Origin of the sequence: Roseateles violae, assembly GCF_030410485.1 — a bacterium.
GTDB lineage: Bacteria > Pseudomonadota > Gammaproteobacteria > Burkholderiales > Burkholderiaceae_C > Roseateles_D > Roseateles_D violae.
The window spans coordinates 22,835-42,237 of sequence record NZ_JAUHHC010000005.1 but is presented as its reverse complement, the minus strand read 5'-3'; the positions used below and the strand labels follow the sequence as shown (position 1 = coordinate 42,237).

The 19,403-nt window shown below is 70.9% G+C and carries 15 protein-coding genes; 4 read left to right on the top strand and 11 right to left on the bottom strand.

What is annotated here, in order from left to right; translation table 11 throughout:
• Positions 1-54 precede the first annotated feature (54 nt).
• From QWJ38_RS17750 to QWJ38_RS17730, 5 genes are read right to left on the bottom strand one after another with little or no spacing between them, the layout of a single operon-like run.
• Positions 55-2,115 (bottom strand): TonB-dependent receptor, encoded by a 2,061-nt coding sequence (locus QWJ38_RS17750; protein WP_290360455.1) that lies wholly within the window; start codon positions 2,113-2,115, stop codon positions 55-57.
• Entirely contained in the window at positions 2,112-3,248 is a 1,137-nt protein-coding gene (locus QWJ38_RS17745; protein WP_290360454.1) for a HupE/UreJ family protein, read from the bottom strand. The genes QWJ38_RS17750 and QWJ38_RS17745 overlap by 4 nt, the downstream gene beginning before the upstream one ends.
• A complete protein-coding gene (locus QWJ38_RS17740; RefSeq protein ID WP_290360453.1) occupies positions 3,245-4,432 on the bottom strand; it encodes a hypothetical protein in 1,188 nt (395 codons plus the stop codon). The genes QWJ38_RS17745 and QWJ38_RS17740 overlap by 4 nt, the downstream gene beginning before the upstream one ends.
• A gap of 3 nt (positions 4,433-4,435) precedes the next feature.
• Complete coding sequence (locus tag QWJ38_RS17735; protein WP_290360452.1) at positions 4,436-4,708, bottom strand: hypothetical protein; 273 nt, start codon at positions 4,706-4,708, stop codon at positions 4,436-4,438.
• 10 nt (positions 4,709-4,718) lie between these two features.
• On the bottom strand, positions 4,719-6,248 hold the full coding sequence (locus QWJ38_RS17730; protein ID WP_290360451.1) for a DUF4331 domain-containing protein: 1,530 nt from the start codon (positions 6,246-6,248) through the stop codon (positions 4,719-4,721).
• A gap of 170 nt (positions 6,249-6,418) precedes the next feature.
• Here QWJ38_RS17730 and QWJ38_RS17725 point away from each other — a divergent pair, with 170 nt between their 5' ends.
• Complete coding sequence (locus QWJ38_RS17725) at positions 6,419-7,042, top strand: sigma-70 family RNA polymerase sigma factor (protein ID WP_290360450.1); 624 nt, start codon at positions 6,419-6,421, stop codon at positions 7,040-7,042.
• Positions 7,042-7,722, top strand: coding sequence for an anti-sigma factor (locus QWJ38_RS17720; RefSeq protein ID WP_290360449.1), 681 nt, complete (start codon positions 7,042-7,044; stop codon positions 7,720-7,722). Before QWJ38_RS17725 ends, QWJ38_RS17720 begins: the two co-directional genes overlap by 1 nt.
• A gap of 71 nt (positions 7,723-7,793) precedes the next feature.
• Here the strand turns inward: QWJ38_RS17720 and QWJ38_RS17715 are convergent, their stop codons facing one another.
• The 5 genes from QWJ38_RS17715 to QWJ38_RS17695 all read right to left on the bottom strand — a co-directional run bounded on the left by QWJ38_RS17715 (position 7,794) and on the right by QWJ38_RS17695 (position 16,571).
• Positions 7,794-9,257, bottom strand: a complete 1,464-nt coding sequence (locus QWJ38_RS17715; RefSeq protein WP_290360448.1) for a M81 family metallopeptidase — start codon at positions 9,255-9,257, stop codon at positions 7,794-7,796.
• Between the two features lie 7 nt (positions 9,258-9,264).
• Entirely contained in the window at positions 9,265-10,920 is a 1,656-nt protein-coding gene (locus QWJ38_RS17710) for a serine hydrolase domain-containing protein (protein ID WP_290360447.1), read from the bottom strand.
• Positions 10,921-10,931: 11 nt separating this feature from the next.
• A complete protein-coding gene (locus QWJ38_RS17705; RefSeq protein WP_290360446.1) occupies positions 10,932-12,239 on the bottom strand; it encodes an MFS transporter in 1,308 nt (435 codons plus the stop codon).
• Positions 12,240-12,246: 7 nt separating this feature from the next.
• Positions 12,247-14,205, bottom strand: a complete 1,959-nt coding sequence (locus QWJ38_RS17700; protein ID WP_290360445.1) for a serine hydrolase domain-containing protein — start codon at positions 14,203-14,205, stop codon at positions 12,247-12,249.
• A gap of 80 nt (positions 14,206-14,285) precedes the next feature.
• Positions 14,286-16,571: a TonB-dependent receptor gene (locus QWJ38_RS17695; protein ID WP_290360444.1), complete on the bottom strand. Its 2,286-nt coding sequence runs from the start codon at positions 16,569-16,571 to the stop codon at positions 14,286-14,288.
• Between the two features lie 238 nt (positions 16,572-16,809).
• On the opposite strand from QWJ38_RS17695, the gene QWJ38_RS17690 reads away from it, so the two are divergent.
• Together QWJ38_RS17690 and QWJ38_RS17685 are read left to right on the top strand one after the other, a co-directional pair.
• Entirely contained in the window at positions 16,810-17,982 is a 1,173-nt protein-coding gene (locus QWJ38_RS17690) for an NAD(P)/FAD-dependent oxidoreductase (RefSeq protein WP_290360443.1), read from the top strand.
• Positions 17,954-18,964 carry a dipeptide epimerase gene (locus QWJ38_RS17685; protein ID WP_290360442.1) on the top strand — a complete coding sequence of 337 codons (1,011 nt, stop codon included), beginning with the start codon at positions 17,954-17,956 and terminating at the stop codon, positions 18,962-18,964. The genes QWJ38_RS17690 and QWJ38_RS17685 overlap by 29 nt, the downstream gene beginning before the upstream one ends.
• Positions 18,965-18,996: 32 nt before the next feature.
• Here the strand turns inward: QWJ38_RS17685 and QWJ38_RS17680 are convergent, their stop codons facing one another.
• Positions 18,997-19,335, bottom strand: a complete 339-nt coding sequence (locus QWJ38_RS17680; protein ID WP_290360441.1) for a DciA family protein — start codon at positions 19,333-19,335, stop codon at positions 18,997-18,999.
• Positions 19,336-19,403 lie beyond the last annotated feature (68 nt).

The window sequence follows — 19,403 nt, the reverse complement described above, 5'->3', positions numbered from 1 at the left end:
GCGCGGAGGCTCGCGGTGGCGCCAAGCATGCCGGCCCACCGGCTCGACGAGAGCTCAAGGCCAGGACAGGCTCGCCGTCAGCCGGAAGCTGCGCGGCTCGACCGGGTGGAAATGCCGGTCGGCCACGGTCGCGGCCTCGCCCTGCAGGCGCGACTCGTAGAAGTAGTCGATGTCGCTGGCCTGGCGCTTGAACAGATTGAAGACGTCCAGGCTCAGGCGCAGCTGCGGGCTGGCCTGCCAGCTCGCGCGGGCATAGGCCAGCGTCGTGGCCTTGGAGCGCTGCGAGCCGTCCTCGACCAGATCGCGTGGGCCGAAATGGCGCAGCTGGAACTGCGCGGACCACCGCGATGAGGGCTCGTTCCAGCTCAGGCCCAGCGAGGCGACGCGGTCGACAGCACCGGGCACCCGGTTGCCCTCGGGCGCGTCGTCGCGGTAGCGGGCCTTCGAGGCGGCCAGGTCCAGGTCCAACTGCCAGCTGCGGTTCAGCTGCCAATGGGTGTTCCACTCGAAGCCCTGGCGGCGGCTGGCGCGCTGCGGCTCGGTGTCGCCGGCATCGCCGACAAAGACCAGCTCAGAGGCCAGGTCCAGCCGCCACAGCGCCAGCGAGCTCTGCAGGGCCGGCAGCCACTCGCTGCGCAGACCCAGCTCACCGCCGCGGCTGGGCACGAGACCAGGCACCGGCTCGACCGGCGTGCCCTCCTTGGGCGCGATGCGGGCGACCGTGCCGCGCGCGTCGTTGCTGTGAAAGCCCTCTCCGTAGTTGAGGAACAGCTCGGTCTTGCGCCAGGGGCCGAGGATCAGCGCCAGCTTCGGCGAGACCAGGCTGTCCTGCGCCCGGCCGCTGTTCTCGGCGATCGAGCTGTGCACTTTGAAACGCGCGGCATCGCCGCGCAGCCCGACGACGCTGCGCAGCCAGGGCGTCCAGCCGCTGGACAGTTCGGCATGGACGCCGGCGCTGGTTTGCCGCAGCTCGCTCTCCTGCCTCGTCGCGAGGCGCCGGCGCGCCTCGGTGGCATAGAGGCCCACCGGGCTCAGGCCGTCGTGTCGGAACTGGGCGCCCAGGCTGAACTGCTGGTGCAGGCCTCGCCATTCGAACTGCCAGCGCCGGCTCGCCTCGCCGCCGAGCAGCTGGCGCGCTTCAGCCTGCTCGAACTGGTCGCCGTGGAGCGGATCGTCGAGCAGATAAGTGAAGTTGGAAAACAGCGTCAGCCGCGACTGGACGTAATAGGCATCGAGCTGCCAGTCGCCGTCCTCGGTGTTGCGCGTCTGCCGGGCCGAGAGGCTCAGGCGCCGGCTGCTGCCGCCGTCGCTGGGGTCGAGGCTGCCGAAGCGGTCGAGGCGGCCCCCGGCCACGGCCCGCGCGGGGATCTGGTCGGTGGCGGTCCAGCGGCTGTCGTAGGCCATCAGGCTCAGCGAGCGCGAGCCGTCCTCGCCGCCCTCGCTGTAGCGCAGCACGCTATTGAACTTGCGCAGCTTTTCCGGCTGCTGCCAGGGGCCGTCGTTGCGGTGCAGCTCGACGGCGCCCAGCAGGCGGCCGGGGCCCAGCGCCAGGCCCCCGGCCAGCAGCGCGCGGGCGTAGCCGTGCTCGCCCAAGGTCAGGCTGGCCATCTCGTGGGGAAGCTTGTCGCGCAGCAGCAGGCGCGCGCTGCCGGCCGAGGCGAAGTCGCCGTCGCTGGCGCTGTAGGGGCCCTTGCGGTAGTCGATGCGCTGGACCAGTTCGGGGATCAGGAAGTTCAGATCGCTATAGCCCTGGCCATGGGCATGGCTGACCATATTGACCGGCATGCCGTCGACATAACTTGCGAAATCGGTGCCATGGTCCAGATTGAAGCCGCGCAGGAAGTACTGGTTGGCCTTGCCGTCGCCGCTGTGCTGGGTGACGATCATGCCGGGCACGAACTCCAGCAGCTCGGCCGGCCGCAGCGCCGGACGCGTCTCGATCAGGCTGGCGCGCACCGTGCCTTCGCTGGCCGCATTCGACTGGCCCAGGCCCAGCTGGTAATGGCCGAGCACCTCGACCCGATCGAGCCGCTCCGGCTGTGGCTGCGGCTCGGCCGCCTGCGCCAGCAGCGGCGCCAGCAGGGCGGCGACGGACAAATCCTTGATCAGGCTCATGGCAGTTTCAGGTCCAGGGCGCGCTCGGCCAGCCAGACGGTGGCCAGCAGCGCGATCAGGGCCGAGCCGCCACCGAGCAGGCCGCGGCGGTAGCCGCCCTGCTTTCGCAAGACCCAGGCCAGCGGCACGAAGACGGCGACGATGGCCAGCTGGCCGGCCTCGACGCCGAGGTTGAACATCACCAATGGCCCGGCCAGCCCGCCCTGAGCGAGGCCGAGGTCCTTCAGCGCGCCGGCGAAGCCGAAGCCATGGACCAGGCCGAACACCAAGGTCAGGCGCCAGCGGCCGCTGTCCAGCAGCGGATAAAGATTGTTCAGCGCCGCCAGCAGCACGCTGAAGGCGATCAGCGATTCGACCCAGCGCGAGGGCGGATCGACGAGGTCGAAGGCCGCCAGCGCCAAGGTGATCGAATGCGCGACGGTGAAGGCCGTCACCACCCCCAGCACCTCGGCCAGCACCGGCCGCAGCCGCGGCGCCGGCTGCCAGCGGCCCGCGGGCCGCACGAGCACCGCCGGCAGCAGCAGTGAGAGCAGGAAGAGGAGGTGGTCGACGCCGATCCAGATGTGATGGATGCCTTCGACGAAGAAGCTGGCCAGGCTCGGCGCCGGCGTGGCGGCGGCCTGGCCCAAGGGGAAGCGACGCGCCTGACCATCGGGCGCCAGCACCAGCGTCCGGGCAGCCGGCGCGTCCAGCGCCAGATGGGCGACGCCGCGATGCGTCGGATCGCTGGCGGCGAACAGGCGATAGCGCAGGGTCAGCTCTTGCGGCGCGGCGGCGCAGACGAGTTGCCGGCGCAGCAGCAGGTAGCGGCCGTCGCTGTGGCTATCCAGCTGCAGCGGCTGCAGCGGGCCGGCCGGGCAGGCGGCGCCCTGCGCGTCCAGCAGTTGCAGGCCCAGTCCCTGCTCGGCCAGGGCCGCGATCTCGGCCGCGCGCTGGCGCACCTCGCCCCAGCGCAGCTCGCCGTCATCGTCGGCATCGAGCTGCAGATCGCGGTCGAGGTCGCGCAGCGCGATGTCGAAACGCTGCTCCAGCACCTGGCCCTGCAGCGTCAGGCGCAGATAGGCGTCGCTGGGCTTGTGGGCCTGGGCCGCGCCGATTAGCAGCAGGCCCAGCACCAGGAGGATGGCTTTCATCGCGCGCGCTCCGCCAGGCGACGATCGGCAAAGCCGGTCTCGCGCTGGAACTGCCGCAGCGGCTCGGCCGCGGCGGGCTGGCCGGCGGTCAGCGCCGCGCGCTGCAGCAGCAGCGCATCGGCCGGCTCCTTCTGCAGCGCCCAGTTGGCCTGGGCCTGGGCCAGCGCGATGCCGGGCTCGGGCCGCAGGTCGAGCGCGAAGCGGGCCCGCTCGCGGCCATGGCTGTCGTCGCCGCGCTCGGCGGCCGCATCAAAGCGGGCCTGCAGCTCGGCCGCCGCCGCGCCGGCGCGTGGATCGGCGGCCTGCTTCCAGGCGATCGCCAGGCGCAGCAGCAGCGCATCGGGCAGGTTGCCGGCTTCCCCGAAGCCGAGCACCACATGGGCCGCGTCCCGCCAGCGGCGCTGCCTCAGCAGCCAGTCGGCATAGGCGACGCGCGGATAGATCTCGGGATTGGCCTGCAGCGCCTGCCGGTACAGCGGCCCGGCCTCGGCGCGGCCGCGGCGCTCGGCCAGCTCGGCGCGCAGCAGGGCGATCCAGGCCTGCGGCGCGCCGGGCAGCGCCGACAGGCGCAGCAGCGCGGCCTCGGCCTGCTCGGTCCGGCCCTGCAGGCCGTCCAGTTCGGCAATGCAGACCTCGCCGTGCAGGCGCGCCGCGGCGCCCAGCGCCGCGTAATGCGGCCCGGCCAGGCGCGTGCAGCCCAGGCGCGCCTCCCGCCAGCGGCCCCGCACCTGCAGCACGGCAGCGCGGGTCAGCTCCGCCTGGGCCTGCAGCGGCAGGGGGACGCCCGGTGTGGCCAGCAGGCCGTCCAGCTCCAGCAGCGCCGGACCGAAGTCGTGCTGGGCCTGGCGTATCGTCGCGCGCAGCAGGCGCACCGGCGGCGGCGCGGCGCTCCACCAGGGCGCCAGCAGCGCCTGCGCCTGGCCCAGCTCGCGCGGGTCGCCCTGCAGCCGGGCGCGGGCGATCGCCTCGCGCGCCAGCTGCAGGGCCAGCGGCAGGTTCTCCGGCGCCTGCTGCAGCCGGGCCCGCAGCAGGCGAGACTCGGCGCGCTGCGCCGCCGAGCCCAGGCGCTGCGGCAGGCGTTCGACGAGCTCCTCGTCCCGCTGCGGCGTATAGGGCTCGGCCGGCGCCGGCTGGGCCGGCAGGCCCAGCAGCAGCGCGATGCACAGGGGCAGCGCTGTTTTCATCGCTCAGCTCACCGCGACCGGTTCCTCGCTCTCGCTGCCGGGCGCCGGGTCGACATTGCCGGCGTTCAGCGGCTCCTCGCTCTCGCTGCTGCGCTGGCTCTGCGAGATCGCGAACTGCGTGTAGGCGGCCGAGGAGGCCATCGCGCTGTCCGGCACCTGGCTCGCAGCCGTCGGCGGCACCGGCATGTCGCCGCCGTCGTCGTGGCCGCCGCCGCAGGCGCTCAGAAGACCGACGACGCCCAGGCTCAGGAGATGGATGGTTTGCTTGCTGTTCATGACCGCCTCCTCAACGGGTGCCGCCGATCGGCGTGGACAGATAGGGGAAGCCACTCAGCAGCGGCAGCGTCGCCTGGTCGACCGCGTCGTGCAGCTTGAAGGCCGTCGCACCCAGCGGCACGGCCGAGGGCTTGCAGGCGGCGCCGAACTTCAGCGCGTCGTTGTCGCCATTGGCCACGCACAGCCCGCCCATGACCGCCACCAGCGAGATGTCGACGACATCGTCCTTGGGCCGGCGGCCGTTCGGGTAGCCGGCGTTGTCATTGCCGCCGGCCAGCAGATTGCCGACGATGCCCAGCCGGTTCTGCTGCGCGAAGGGCACGGCCGGGATCGCCGTGTTCAGCCGCAGCTCCTCCGAGGCCACCACATTGGCCGGCTGGTTGACGCCCTTGATGCCGGTCAGGAAGGTCGTGACCAGATCGTTGCGCGGCAGATTGGTCGGCGCCGTGCCGGGCAGGTTCAGCACGGTGGCGATCAGGGCGGGCAGGGTCGGGTGGGTGACGTAGTTGGCGAACTGCGCGTCGTCCCTGGGCTTGGAGGCATTGAAGCGGTCCTTGTCGGGCAGGCCGATGACGACCTCGTTGACCAGGGGCATGCCCAGGCGGGAGACCTGCACCCAGGCGCCGCCGGCCTTGTCGTTCGCCTGGTGGCCCGGTTTCGGGCTCGGGTCGAGCAGGCGCGCCTGGCGCAGGCTGGCCGTCGTCCAGCCGCCGATCACCGTCTCGTTGCCGGCGGTCAGGCAGCTCTTGTGGACCTCCAGCGCCAGGGTGGTGACGTTCTTGTAGGCCAGGTCATTGGTGCCGGCATTGATCAAGCTCGGGTCGGTGATGACGCCGACCGGCGCATTGACCAGGTCGAAGATAGTGCCCAGATTGACGGCGAACGGGTCCTTGCGCTGGCCGACGAAGAGCTTGGCCGGCTGGCCGCAGCCGGGGATATTGACGCCGTAGACATGCTTGGCCGCATAGGCCGCGTAATCGGCGATCGTCTTCACGCCGATGTTGTCGACCGGCTTGTCGAAGCTCGCGCCGCCGCCATTGGCGTTGGTGACCGACTGGCGACCGCCGGCGCGGCGGTCGCCGCGCACCACGTCGACGGTGAAGCTCTCGTTCAGGTTCAGCGAGGCGGCCTTGACCTCACTGACCGGGCCGGACTGGATCAGCGGGATGGCCACGCTCTTGTCGCCTATCGTCAGCGCCGTGCCCTTCAGCGTGTTCTTGAAGCGGAACTGGAAGCTGATGTCTTCCTTGGCATCGCCGTTGTTGTCGATATGGATCTCGTAGAGCGCGTGCGGATCGAGCGAGAAATAGTTGGGCCCGCCGTAGGCGTCCTGCAGCGGCAGGTAGTTGGCGATCAGGGTGACGTAGTCGCTGCGGCCCGGCTCGTAGCTCATGAACAGGTAGAAATCGCTGGCGTCGACCTTGGGCACGGTGGTGATGAAGGGCGCCTCGCGGTGGCTGGAAGCCTGGGCCGCGCCCGCGGCCAAGAGCAGGGCGGCAAGGGCGAGCGGACGCAGCCGCATTGTTTGGGGTGCATGCATCTGGGTCTCCTGGATGAGTGGACGGTCTGTCCACATTGGCGCTTACGCGCATCGGCACGCGCTGGATGCGCGTGGCCCTGCCGGCGAGGCGGGCTTGCATCCAATCGGCGCCGCGCAACGTAGGGGTTGGCCTTGCATCCGATTCGGGGGCGGTCGCGTAAGAATGGCTGATGGACCCCACCCCGACCCAAGAGCCCCTGGCCGCGCTGCTCGCGCGTATCGCCCTGGGCGACCGCGGCGCCTTCGAAGCGCTCTACCGCGCCACCTGCGCCCAGCTGTTCGGCGTCGTGCTGCGCATCAACGGCGATCGCAGCCAGGCGGAGGAACTGCTGCAGGAGGTCTACGTCAATGTCTGGCGTTCGGCCGGCAGCTACCAGCTGCTGCAGGGGCCGGCGCTGGCCTGGCTGACCCGCATCGCGCGCAACCGCGCGATCGACGGCCTGCGGCGCCGGGCCGCCGAGCCGGCCACCGTCAGCCGCTACGCGGCCTCCGGCGAGGGGGACGGCGAGGACCGCGACCTGCTGGCCCGGGTGGCCGACGAAAACGCCGGCCCCTTGGAGCTGCTGGACCGCGCCTCGCGCCGCCATGCGCTGGAGCGCTGCCTGCAGGATCTCAGCGGCGAACAGCGCAGCTGCCTGGCGCTGGCCTATTACCAGGGCTATTCGCATGCCGAGCTGGCCGACCATCTGCGCCAGCCGCTCGGTACGGTGAAGAGCTGGCTGCGGCGCGGCCTGCAAAGCCTGCGCGGCTGCCTCGACCGGGCGGCGGGGCTGCTGGGCGGAGGGCTGGCCTGATGGACTACAGCCGCCCCGATCTGGCCGAGAAGCTGGCCGCCGAATATGCGCTGGGCACGCTGCGCGGCGCGGCGCAGCGCCGCTTCGAGCAGTTGCTGCCCGCCCATCCGGCGTTGCGCGAGGCGCTGCGGCGCTGGGACCGGCGGCTGCAGCCGCTGGCCACGCCGCTCGAGCCGGTCGAGCCGCCCGCCGCGCTGTGGCCGGCCCTTCAGCGCCGCCTGTTCGGCGAGCCGCTGCCGGCGCCGCGCTGGTGGCAGCGCCTGGGTCCCTGGCGGGCTTTCGGCGGTTCGATGGCGACGCTGGCTCTGGGGCTGGCCCTGCTGCTATCGCAGCCGCTGCCGGCGCAGGCGCCGCTGGTGATCGTGATGCAGAGCACCGCCGACGGCGCCGGCTTGCTGAAGGCCGGTTTCGTGGCCAGCGTCAGCGCCGATGGCCGGGCGCTGGTCCTGAAACCGCTGGGCGAGGTGCGGCTCGACGCCAGTCGCGCGCTGGAGCTCTGGGCCGTTCCTGCCGCCGGCGCGCCGCGCTCGCTGGGCCTGGTGGCCGGCCAGGGAGCGACCACCGTGCTGCGCGCCAATCTGCTGCGCGACACCAGCGCTTTCGCTCTGAGCCTGGAGCCCCGCGGCGGCTCCCCGACCGGCGCGCCGACCGGCCCTATCGTTTCCGCCGGCAGCATCTGAGGCAGCCATGGGGCGGGGTGAACGCGCAGCCCGCCCCTTCTTCCGAAGCGCGCTTCTTGTTTTGACAGACCCTAGTCCCGCGCGTGCGGATCCTCGACCCGCGGCCAGAAGTCCAGCGAACGCCGGCGATAAGGAATGCTGGCGAAGTCCAGCGACAGCGCGCCCGGGGTGGAGACATAGAACACCGCGCGGGCCAGGGGCGCGAACTGCGCGTGGAAATGCTGGGTCGACTTCACCACGATCAGCGACTTGTCCTCCAAGCCGATGCCCATGCCGGTGAAGGCATCGGCGCCGTAGGTCTGGGTGCGGATCGACGAGAGCAGCAGGTGCAGCCCGTTCGCCGCCTCGACCCAGACACAGGTCCCCAGCCGCTCGCGTGAATCCAGCGCGCTTTGGCTGTGGTCTTCGACGACGCCGCGCACGAGGACGCGCAGGTCTACCGGCAGGCCCGACGCGGGGCCGCATTTGCCGCCGACGCGCAGATCCAGTTCGGCGCCGACGCCGGCGTCCTTGCAGATCTGCACGGCGCCCAGATCCCAGAGCGCCCCCAGCACCAGATTGCCGATGCCGCGCTCGATCAGCCGCCGCAGGATGAAGGTGCTGTCACCGGCCGCGCCACCGCCCGGGTTGTCGGCGATATCGGCCAGCACGACCGGCCCTTCGCCGAGCGCGAGGGCCTGGTCGAGCGCCTCGTCGATGCCCAGGGTGTGGGGGCTGATCGCCGCGCGCAGATCCCAGAACTCGCGCCCCAGCCGCCCGGCCCACTCGGCGGCCAGCGCCGCATCGCCGTCGGTGATCACCCAGAGTTTGGCGCCGGCCTCGGGCACGTCGCCCCAGGGGAAGCCATGGCCCAGCGAGACGGACAGCAGGCCCGGCTCGCGCTCGACCGCCTGCATGCGCGCGACGAAGGACTTCATCGGCTCGCGCGTCGTGTGCCACAGGCCCACCATCTTGCAGTCGAACACCGCGGTGACGGGCCGGATCCGTGCGGCCGCCGTGTCGACCAGCAGTCGGTAGAGCTCGCGGCCGCGCGCCTCGCCGTCGACATGCGGATATTCCTTGAATGCAAGGATCGCGTCGGCCGAGCGCCGCATCCGCTCGGTGAAATGGCAATGCAGGTCGAGCTCCAGCCCGATCACGACCTCGGGGCCGACGATGCAGCGGATGTGCGCGGCGAGATCGCCCTCGCAGTCGTCATAGCCCTCGGCCGCCATCGCGCCGTGCAGCAGCAGCTGCACCGCGTCGACCGGCATCGCGGCGCGCAGGTCGGCCAGGATCTCGTCGCGCAAGGCCTCGTAGACCTGCCGGACCGTGCGGCCGGCCGGCTGGGCCAGCGTGCACAGGCTCTCCGCCACCTCGTGACCGTCGGCCTCGATCATGTCGCGCAGAAAGCGCAGGAAGGAGCCGGTGCCCTCGGGCGCGCGCCTGCTGGCGTCGCCGTGGAAGATGCCGTATTCCTCGAAGCCGCCGCGGCCGGTCGGCGCGGCGGCAAAGGTGTTGGTCTCGGTAGCGAGGTGGGCAATGAAGAACTTCATCGGCAGGTCAATCGGCGATGCGCTGGAAGTGGAGATTGCGCGTGCGCAAGGTGTTGAAGCGCAGGCCGCTCACCTGGCCGGCCTCGTCGCGCTCGACCCGCAGCGTGCCGCCCAGCGCGGCCAGCTGGCCGCCGAAGTTCCAGGCGAAGAGCTCGTCGGACAAGGGCTTCAGCGTGAGCCGGTTCGGCCCGAATTCGCTAGCGATGCGCACGATCAGGGCCTCGCCCTCGAACTCGATCCGTGCCTGCGCGTTCAGGTCGGGTACCCGGTAATGGCCGAGCAGGGCCGGCCCGATCTCGGCCAGCGGCGGCGCCTGCAGCCGCTCCAGCCGCTGCGGCGTGCCGCCATCGTCGAGCTGCAGCGTCGGCGGCGCGCTCTCGCCGGCGGCCAGCGGCCCGATCGCGACGCGGTAGGGGCCGGTGACGATGCGGCTGAAGTCCAGGCACAGCGCGTCGCCCTCGTCGCGCGCCGGAATCGGCGGCGAGTTGTGGACGACGAAGCCCAGCTTGCCGCCCGCATCGCCGAAACCGAACACCATGCCGGTAGCCGGCGAGGCGTAGAAGCTGCCGACCAGGGCCTGGTAGTCGGCGCTCGCGGCGGTCTTCTCCGCCGGCAAGGGGAAGGCCGCCTCGCCCAGCATCGCCTCGACGACCTTGTTGGCCAGCTCGTTGACGCTGACGGCGGCGCCGTTCGAGATGATGATGATGTCCAGCGCATGCGCGGGCACGGTCAGCATCTGGCAGTTGCCGCCGATCACCGTGCCGCCATGGTGGATCACGTCCACGCCGCGGTACTGCTCGATCTGCAGGCCGAGGCCGTACTTGCTCAGGAAGCCGTTGTTGAGCCGCGCGGGCCGCAGCAGCTGCGCCCAGCTGTCCTCGCTGCCGATCTTGTGCGGGCCGCGCAGATGGGCCAGCCAGCGCAGCATGTCGTCGATGGTCGAGACGATCGCGCCTTCGCCGCGCACCTCCTCGCTGGGAAACATGCCGCGCCGGTAGCTGCCGTCGGGCTGCGGCACATGCAGGGTGGCGACGCCACGGTGGATCTCGAAATCGCTCTGCACCGACTGCGTGTCCAGCATGCCCAGGGGCGCGAAGATGCGCTCCTGCAGGAACCGCTCGAAGGGCAGGCCGGCGACGCGCTCGATCACCAGCGACAGCAGCTGGTAGCCGCCGTTGTTGTAGATCATCTTCTCGCCCGGCGCGAAATTGGCCTCGCTCTGCCGCACTTGCGCGGCCAGCGCCGAGCCCTTGGGCGTGATGGTCATGCCGCAGGCGATGAAGGACGCGTCGAGATAGTCGCGCAGCCCGCTGGTGTGGTTCATGAACTGGCGCAGCGTGGGCTCGACGCCGAGCGCGGGCAGTTCGGGAAGCTCCGGAAGATAGCGGCGCACGCCGACGTCGAGATCGAGCTTGCCTTCCTCGGCCAGCAGCAGCGTGGCCAGGCTGGCGAAGTGCTTGCTCGTCGAGCCGATGCGCATGCGCGTGGCCGGCGTGTTGGCGACGCCATGCTCGATGCTGGCCAGGCCGAAGCCGCGCCGGTAGACGGGCCGGCCCTGCCGGGCGACGCCGACCACGATCCCCGGCGCATCGCTGCGCTTCAGCGGCTGGAACAGTTCGTCCAGCGCGGCAATACCGCTCTGGTCGGCAGAGGATTCGTTCATGGGACTTCCTGTCAGGAATGCTTGGCGACGCGCATCGCCCGGATGAAGGCGCCCAGGGCGCAGAGGCTGGTGATGACGCCTACGTAGGTCAGCGGAACGGCGATGTCCGCCTCCTGCCCGAAGGCCTGGGCGGCGAGGCTGACGAGCAAGGGGGCGATGCCGAAGGCGGCCAGGCCGATGACGGCGATCAGCAGGCTGAAGCAGATGCCGCGCAGCTCGTTGGGCAGGATCACCATCATGGCCGAGGTCGCGGCGATGTTCACGCAGGCGCCGGCGGTAAGCAGCAGCGCCATCAGGATGGCGAAGCCCGTCACGTCGGGCATGACCGGGAAGAGCGCCGCGGGCACCGACAGCCCCGCGCCGAGCACCGCGCCGAGCATGACACCGCTGCGCCCGCGCCCGCGCTGGCCCAGGTCGGCGGCCAGGCCGCCCAGCACCGCGCCCAGCACATTGGAGCCGAGGTTCAGCATGCCCATCCAGGTGCCGAAATCGGCGGGGGTCTGGTGGAAGTTGCGCGTCAGCACCGGCACCGTCCAGATTGCCGCGGCGGCGTCGGCCATGCCCACCGTCACCATGCCGCCGACCAGGGGCAGCAGAAAGCGCCGGTAGGCCCAGAGCTCGCGCAGCGCGGCGCGCAACTTCGCACCCTGCGCCGCGCCGACCTCCTGGCGCGGCGGCTCGCGCATCAGCAGCAGCGCGCCGGCGGCGACGAGCACCGCGGCGGCGAAGGCCAGCTGCACCAGGCGCCAGGGCGCCAGCGCCGACAGGCTGCTGCCGGCCCTCAGCAAAGTCGGCAGCCAGGACAGCAGCATGCCGGCCAGCACAAAGGCTAGCGCGCCGCCGAAGGCCTGGCCCAGCGAGGTGAGCATGATCATGCGGCCGCGCTGCGCGGCGCTGGTCAGATCGGCCACCAGGGACAGGGCGGCCGGCTGCGCCGCGACGACCGCCGCGCAGACCAGCATGCGCGCGATAAAGGTGGTGGCGAAGTCCTGCGCGAAGGCGGTCACGACGCTGCCGGCGGCGCAGATCAGCGCCAGGATCACCAGCAGGCGTGCGCGGTTGGCGCGATCGACCAGGCGGCCCAGCGGGATCGACATCAGCGCGGTCGGCAGGGCGATCGCCATGCCTTGCAGCAGGGCCATCTGGTTGTCGCCGAGGCCCAGGTCCTTGCGCACCAGCTCCTGCAGCGGGCTCAGCGCATAACGCGCCGCCGTGCCGGTCAACATGGTCAGCGTGATCAGGCCGATGGCGGCCTTGCGGATGCCGGCCCGCGCTGCGGGCGTGGCCGGGGCGGGGTCGTCGAAGGTGCTGGCGTTCATGCGCGGCTCAGTAGTTGAGGTTCCAGCTCATCAGCTGGCCCACCACGCCGATCCAGACCACGCCCAGCAGGGCGGCCGCCACCAGCAGGCTCCAGATGCGGGACAGGCGCGAGGCATCGCTCGCCTGCATGCGCCAGGCGGCCCCGACGCCGACGACCGCAGCCGCCACCGGCGCCAGGCCGGCGATCTGCAGCGCGCCGATCAGCCCGTCGTTGGCGCTGTTGTAGATCGCCAGATCGGTGTTCAGCACCGGCTGGATCAGCAGCAGCCAGGCCAGCAGATAGACGGCGTCGACGGCGACGGCGATGCGCTGCCAGCGGCGCAGGCGCTGGACTGCGGGCGAGGCGCCGCTGCTCGCGCGGTCGGCGCGGCGCAGCAGGGCGCCGATCGGCCATATCAGCAGCGTGCCGAGCAGCACCAGCACCGACAGCGAGAGCAGCGTCAGGGTCAGCGGCGCCGAGCGCAGGAAGGACGCCTCTTGCAGCACCGAGACCGGGTTCTCGCTGTCGATCACGGTCTTGACGCCATCGACCTCGCTCAGCAGCAGCTCCTGCGCGCCGCCGATCTTGCGCCAGCGCTGCGGGGCGATCTCGCGGAAGTCGTCGCTGCCGCCCATGAAGTTGGGCACCGTGATCGTGCCGTCGGACTTGGCCGTGATCACCGTCTGCGACATCAGGTAGAGGGCGCTGAGGAAGCCGTTCTCGATCCGGCGCGAGCTCTGGTAGCGGCCGGCGATGCGCTGGGCGTCGGCCGCGGCCGAGGCCAGGGCGGGCGGCTCGGCCTGCGGCGGGGCCGGGAAGTAGCGGTCCATGAAGCCGTCGAACAGCTCCTTGCGGGCGCCGTAGACGGCGGCGTCCTTGCCGCGGCTGTTGAAGCTGAAGAAGATGCCGACGCCTTCTTGCGGCAGCAGATTCATCTCGGTGTGGAAGACGATGGTGTCGCCGCCATGGCCGATCACCGTGCGGCCGTTCTGCGTGCCGGAGAAGAAGCCATGGGCCATCACGGCGAAGCCGGCCGGCCCGGGCGGCTGGCTGGGGCTGTGCATCAGCGCCGTGGTGGCCGGGCTCAGCATCGCGTAGCTATCGAGGCTGCCCTGCTGCAGATGGGCCAGCATGAAGCGCGCCATATCGGCCGCCGTCATCGTGGCGCTGCCGGCCGGCGCGGTGGTGATGAACTCGAAGGGCGAGGGCTTGTCGTCGCTGGCCTGGCGATAGCCCTGGGCCGCCAGCTTCTGGAAGCGCTCGGGCAGCGGATGGGCCATGGTGCTGTGCATCATGCCCAGGGGCTGGAAGACATGTCGCTCGACATAGCGCTCGAACGGTTCGCCGCTGACGCGCTGGACGATATAGCCGGCCAGCGCGACGCCGTAGTTGGAATAGGCCGGCACCTGGCCCGGCGCGAACAGCATCGGGCGCGGATGCTGCTTCAGGTATTGCTCGGTGGTCTGGGCCTGCTTGGGATCGTAGGCGAGCACGTCCTTCAGGCCCTCCTCGAAACCGGCGCGGTGGTTCATCAGATCGCGCAAGGTGATCGGCTTGCCGAAGCGCTCCTCGATCTTGAAGTCCAGGTAGTCGTTGACGTTGCGGTCCAGGTCGAGCTTGCCCTGCTGCACCAGTTGCATCACCGCCGTCCAGGTGAACAGCTTGGAGGTCGAGCCCGGCCGCACCATCGTGGTCTCGGGATCCATGCTCGTCTTGGCGGCGACGTCGGCGTAGCCATAGCCCTTTTGCAGCAAGACCTTGCCGTCCTTGACGACGACGATCACCGCGCCGGCGATGTCGCCGCTCTTCAGCGCGTAGGGCACCCGGCCATCGAGCCAGGCTGCGAGGTCGGCGGCCTCGAGCTGCGGCGCGGCGGCGATGGTGGCGGGCGCACTCGCCGGGCTTGTCGCCGCTTGCGGGTTGGCCGCCACCGATGCGGCGATGGCGAGCAGGCTGCCGGCCGCTGCGAGTCTGATCAGTTTCATCGAATCACTCTCTCCATCTCGAAATGCCGGCGCCGCGAGATGCGCGGCGCCGGCATTCTTTTCACCAAGGCACTACAGGGTCAGAAGGATGCGCTCACCGTCGCGCCTATCGTGCGCGGCGTCGCCGGCGTTGCGTTCAGCGGGCCGCCGAAGGCGGTCAGCGCGGTGTCGGCGCTCAGGATGGCCCGCTTGTCGCCGAGATTGCGCACGAAGGCGGCGATCTGCCAGCGGCCGAGGTCCAGCCCCCATTGCGCATCGACCAGGGTGTAGGCCGGCATGCTGAAGTTGGGCACCGAGCTGCCCGCCGCGTCGTAGCCGGCATTGCGCTGGCCGACATGGGTCACGTTCAGGCCGGCATAGGAGGGCTTGCCGCGCAGCGCGAACGCATAGCGCGCACCCAGGCTGGCCGAGAACTTGGCGACGTTCGGGATGCGCGAGCCGGCCGGGCCCAGTCCGGGCGCGTCTTCGGTCAGCTTTGCTTCGTTGCTGGCGAGCTGGCCGTCCAGGCTCCAGTGCTCGTCGAGCCTGTAGTGGGCCGCCAGTTCGATGCCCTTCAGCACGGCCTTGCCGGCATTGCCGCGCACGGTGGTGGCGCCGTAGACCATGGGCAGCTGCAGATCGCTCCAGTGGATGTCGAACAGGGCCAGTTCCAGCGACAGGCGCTTGTCCAGCAGATCGGCCTTGTAGCCGGCCTCGTAGCTCCACAGCGTGTCGGGGCCGAAGGAGGTCGGCGCGCCGGGCACCAGCTGGCCGTTCTGGTCGATGGCCGGCGGGTTGGGGCCGCCCGGGCGGTAGCCGCTGGCGGCGCGGAAGTAGACGCTGCTGTTCTTGTCGAGCGAATAGCGCGCGGTGGCCAGATAGGTGGTCGAGTCGTCCTCGGCCGGCGTCGTGAAATCGGCCACGCCATTGGTCAGCGCGGTGAAGAGCTGCTTGTTGCGCGCGACGCGGGCGCCGACGGTGAAGGACAGCGCGGCGCTGGGGTTGTAGGTCAGGTCGCCGTAGACTGCGTTCTCCTCGAAGCTGGAGGGCGTGCCGGCGGTCACCAGGGTCAGGTTCGAGCCGTCGGCCGCCATCTGCGCCCACAGCGTCTGGTCGTAGCTGCCGCTCTCCTTGTTGTGATAGGCGCCGAGCAGCCACTCGACGGTGCCGCGCGCCGAGGTCAGGCGCAGTTCCTGCGTGCGCTTGTCCAGCCCGCTCATATTGTCGAGCTCGACGAAGTTGGTGCCGGGCACGCCGATGATGTCGCTGGCGTCCTGCACGGTGCGGCTCTTCATGCGCTGGTCCGACAGGATGGCGTTCAGCCGCGCCCAGCCGAAGTCGTATTCGAGATCGGCAGAGGCGATGTTGTTCTTGATGCGGTAGGGCTCGGCCACCGACAGATGGCGCGTCAGATCGCCGTACAGCGGCTGGCCGTACTGCGGGTCGCCGACGGTGGAGCCGTATTGCACGAGGCCGGTGCCCTCGCGTTCGATCGTCTGCTGGGTCGCGGTCAGGCGGACCTTCATCTTGGACATCGGCTCCAGCAGCAGGGACACCCGGCCGCCGCGCGTGTCGCCGTCGTTGATGTGCTCGCCGGCCGCGCGGCCGACCGCCGTGATATAGCCGCCGTCGTGGTCGTTGAACAGGGCCACGCGCATCGCCGCCGCACCTTCGCTCAGCGGCACGTTGAGGACCGCATGCTCGGTATGGCCCAGCGCGCCGTTCTTGCTGCCGCGCAGGCCCAGGCCGACCTTGCCGGACAAGCCGTAGCTGTCCGGTTCATTGGTCACGTACTTCAAGAGGCCGCCCATGGCGCCGGCGCCGTAGAGCGTGCCCTGCGGGCCCCGCAGCAGCTCGATATGGTTCAGGTCCAGCAGGGACATATCGAGCGCCGACACGCCCACCGTGCCGACGAAGGAGGTGCTGGAGCCCGAGGCGACCTCGTCGATATAGGTGCCGACGGTGGTCGTGCCCAGCGAACCGACGCCGACGCCGCGCACATTGAGCTGGCCGCGGCCGGGGCCGCCGTCGGAGTTGAACATCACGCCCGGCAGATTGCCGATGTAGTCGCTCAGCGAGGCCGCGCCCGAGCGCTCCAGCCCTTCGACGCTCAGCGCCTCGACGCGCAGCGGCACGTCGCGCAGCGGCTCGCGTCGACGCGTGGCCGTGACGGTGACCGCGTCCAGCACCTCCGCGTCGCGGGCTGTCTTGCTGTTCTTGTCGCCGGCGTTCTCGGCGCGCGCCGCGTCGGTCGACGCCGCCTGGTTGCTGGCCTGCGCCCAGGCCGGGGAGGCGCACAGCGCCGCGATGCAGGGCAGCAGCAGGGACGCCAGCTTGTGGCGCCTCGAGGGCACGTCGCGGCGGACGAACCGGGTGGACCGACTCATGACTTCTCCAGGTGGAAGAGTGAAGATACCTACGAAGTTTCCGATTAGTATAAAAACTTTCCCATCGGTGTAAACGTTAAATGTGCTTATACCCGTGCGACTGGCGACGGCCCGGTCTTCTGGAGAGATGCGATTCGATCGGCCAGGTCGGGCAAGTCCCGATCATGTTTTATGGCTTTGCAATGTTCCGAATGATAAAGTAATTATCCAAAATGGAAAATTTAATGGAAATCCGGAAATGAGCAGTGCTCCGCTTCAGCTGCAATTCATCGTCGTCGGGGCGGGGATGGCCGGCGCCTCGATTGCCGCCGAACTGGCGCCGCATGGGCCGCTGGTGCTGCTGGAGGCCGAGTCGCAGGTGGGCTACCACACGACCGGCCGTTCGGCCGCGCTGTTCTCCGAGGCCTATGGCAATGCGGTCATCCGGGCGCTGACCCGCGCCAGCCGCTCCTTCTTGGAACAGCCGCCGGCCGGCTTCGCCGCGGCGCCGCTGCTGCGTGCGCGGGACACGCTCTACCTGGCCGGTCCGGGCCAGCGGCATCTGCTGGCACAGTTCCGCGCCGATCCCGCGCTGGCCGCGCACACCTCGCTGCTGAGCGCCGAGGCGGTGGCGGCCCGCGTCGGCATCCTGCGCCCCGACTTGCAGGAGGGCGCGGTGCTCCACGCGGGCTCGGCCGACATCGACGTGGACCTGCTGCACCAGGGCTTTCTGCGCCAGGCCCGCGCGCGTGGCGCGCAGCTGCGCCTGGACAGCGCGGTGCGCGCGCTGCGGCGCGAGGGCGGCGACTGGGTCGCGCATACGGACGGCGGCGTCTATCGCGCGCCCGTCCTCGTCAATGCCGCCGGCGCCTGGGCCGATGCGGTCGCCACGATGGCGGGCGCGCGGCCGCTGGGTCTGCAGCCGCTGCGGCGCACGGCGGCGCTGATCGATGCGCCGCCGGGCCTGGACATAGCCGCCTGGCCCGCCGTCATCGGCGTCGACGAGAGCTATTACTTCAAGCCCGATGCCGGCCACCTGCTGATCTCGCCGGCCGACGAAACACCGAGCCCGCCCTGCGACGCCCAGCCCGAGGAGCTCGATGTCGCCATCGCGGTCGACCGCTTCGAGACCGTCACCGGCCTGCAGGTGCGCCAGGTCCGGCATCGCTGGGCCGGCCTGCGGGTCTTCAGCCCCGACCGCAGGCCGGTGCTCGGCTTCGATGCCGAGCTGCCGGGCTTCTTCTGGTGCGCGGGCCAGGGCGGCTATGGCATCCAGACCGCGCCGGCCCTCGGCCGGGCCGCGGCCGCCCTGGCCCTGGGCCGGCCGCTGCCGCCCGACTTGCAGGCGCTGGGCGTCCAGGCCTGCCAGTTGTCACCGCTTCGATTCATCAAGGAACACCGCCATGAGCCTGCCGCTGCCTCTTTCGCTTGACTACCGCCTGCACGACCTGACCCTCGCCAAGCCCTTCCATATCTCGGGCTACACCTTCAGGGACGTGCCGGTCCTCGACGTGAGCCTGCGCGCCGGCGGCCTGCTCGGCCGCGGCGAGGCGGCCGGGGTCTATTACAGCGGCGACCTGCCCGCGAACATGCCCGCCCAGCTGGAAGCGGCGCGTCCCCACATCGAGGCCGGCCTGTCGCGCCAGGCCTTGCGAGAGCTGCTGCCGGCCGGCGGCGCGCGCAATGCGCTGGACTGCGCGCTCTGGGATCTGGAGGCGCGGCGCGCCGGCTGCGCGGTCTGGCAGCTTGCCGGCCTGCGCCGGCCCCAGCCGCTGCTCACGACCATGACCCTGAGCGCCGATGCGCCCGCCGAGATGGCCGCCGGTGCGCAGCGATTCGCCGGCGCGCGGGCGCTGAAGCTCAAGCTGACCGGCGAGACCGAGCTCGACATCGAAAGAGTGCGGGCGGTGCGGGCGGCGCGGCCCGAGGTCTGGCTCAGCGTGGACGCCAACCAGGGCTTCACACCGGCCACCATCGAGCGCCTGCTGCCGGTGCTGGCCGACTGCCGCGTGATGGTGCTCGAGCAGCCCTTCTCGCGCGGGCGCGAGCAGGACATGAAGCTGATCGACGCGCCCTGCGAGACCGCGGCGGACGAGAGTTGTCTGAGCCTCGCCGAGCTCGAGCGCATCGCGGGCCTGTTCGACATCGTCAATATCAAGCTCGACAAATGCGGCGGCCTGACCGAGGGCCTGATGATTGCCGAGCGCGCACGCGCGCTGGGCATCAAGGTGATGGTCGGCTGCATGCCGGGCACCGGCCTGGCCATGGCGCCGGCCTTCGTGCTGGGGCAGCTCTGCGATGTGGTGGACCTGGACGCGCCGCTGGCCATCTCCAACGATTGCCGGCCGACGGTCCGCTACGAGGACGGCCGCATCGACAGCCCGGCCGAACTCTGGGGTGGGCAGGCTGCCTGAGTTGGGCCGTTCAGGCCCCGCCGGCGGCGCGGCTAGGGCTGTTGCTGCTGCACCTTGATCCGCAGCAGCGCCGGCAGCAGGCCCTGCTCCTGCAGCAGCTGCTCCAGCCGCGGCTGCAGATGGCGCAGCTTGGCCGCGACGGCGGCATTGGCCACCAGCAGGGTCCAGCCCTGCTCGTCGACCGGCCCCGGCTTGACGAAGCTCGCCAGCGCGCCGGGCAACGCCGGCCGGATCGCTTCCAGGCGGCGGTTCGATTCGCGGATCAGCTGGCCCAGCCGGGCCAGGCCGTCGTGCTGCCGCAGCGCCTGGGCGATCGGCAAGGGGTCGGGCACGGCGGGCCGGCCAGGGGACGGGGCAGGGCGGGGCGGCATGGCCGCAGTGTACGGGCGGCGGCCGCCACGGGGGCGGGTGCTAAACTGCCACGCTTTTGCGCGCAGCC

Bases quoted from the DNA above. Each gene is read 5' to 3' on its own strand.
- QWJ38_RS17695 (WP_290360444.1), bottom strand. From the start codon at position 16,571: ATGAGTCGGTCCACCCGGTTCGTCCGCCGCGACGTGCCCTCGAGGCGC.
- QWJ38_RS17715 (WP_290360448.1), bottom strand. From the start codon at position 9,257: ATGAAGTTCTTCATTGCCCACCTCGCTACCGAGACCAACACCTTTGCC.
- QWJ38_RS17735 (WP_290360452.1), bottom strand. From the start codon at position 4,708: ATGAACAGCAAGCAAACCATCCATCTCCTGAGCCTGGGCGTCGTCGGT.
- QWJ38_RS17740 (WP_290360453.1), bottom strand. From the start codon at position 4,432: ATGAAAACAGCGCTGCCCCTGTGCATCGCGCTGCTGCTGGGCCTGCCG.
- QWJ38_RS17725 (WP_290360450.1), top strand. From the start codon at position 6,419: ATGGACCCCACCCCGACCCAAGAGCCCCTGGCCGCGCTGCTCGCGCGT.
- QWJ38_RS17680 (WP_290360441.1), bottom strand. From the start codon at position 19,335: ATGCCGCCCCGCCCTGCCCCGTCCCCTGGCCGGCCCGCCGTGCCCGAC.
- QWJ38_RS17710 (WP_290360447.1), bottom strand. From the start codon at position 10,920: ATGAACGAATCCTCTGCCGACCAGAGCGGTATTGCCGCGCTGGACGAA.
- QWJ38_RS17730 (WP_290360451.1), bottom strand. From the start codon at position 6,248: ATGCATGCACCCCAAACAATGCGGCTGCGTCCGCTCGCCCTTGCCGCC.
- QWJ38_RS17750 (WP_290360455.1), bottom strand. From the start codon at position 2,115: ATGAGCCTGATCAAGGATTTGTCCGTCGCCGCCCTGCTGGCGCCGCTG.
- QWJ38_RS17700 (WP_290360445.1), bottom strand. From the start codon at position 14,205: ATGAAACTGATCAGACTCGCAGCGGCCGGCAGCCTGCTCGCCATCGCC.
- QWJ38_RS17745 (WP_290360454.1), bottom strand. From the start codon at position 3,248: ATGAAAGCCATCCTCCTGGTGCTGGGCCTGCTGCTAATCGGCGCGGCC.
- QWJ38_RS17705 (WP_290360446.1), bottom strand. From the start codon at position 12,239: ATGAACGCCAGCACCTTCGACGACCCCGCCCCGGCCACGCCCGCAGCG.
- QWJ38_RS17720 (WP_290360449.1), top strand. From the start codon at position 7,042: ATGGACTACAGCCGCCCCGATCTGGCCGAGAAGCTGGCCGCCGAATAT.
- QWJ38_RS17690 (WP_290360443.1), top strand. From the start codon at position 16,810: ATGAGCAGTGCTCCGCTTCAGCTGCAATTCATCGTCGTCGGGGCGGGG.
- QWJ38_RS17685 (WP_290360442.1), top strand. From the start codon at position 17,954: ATGAGCCTGCCGCTGCCTCTTTCGCTTGACTACCGCCTGCACGACCTG.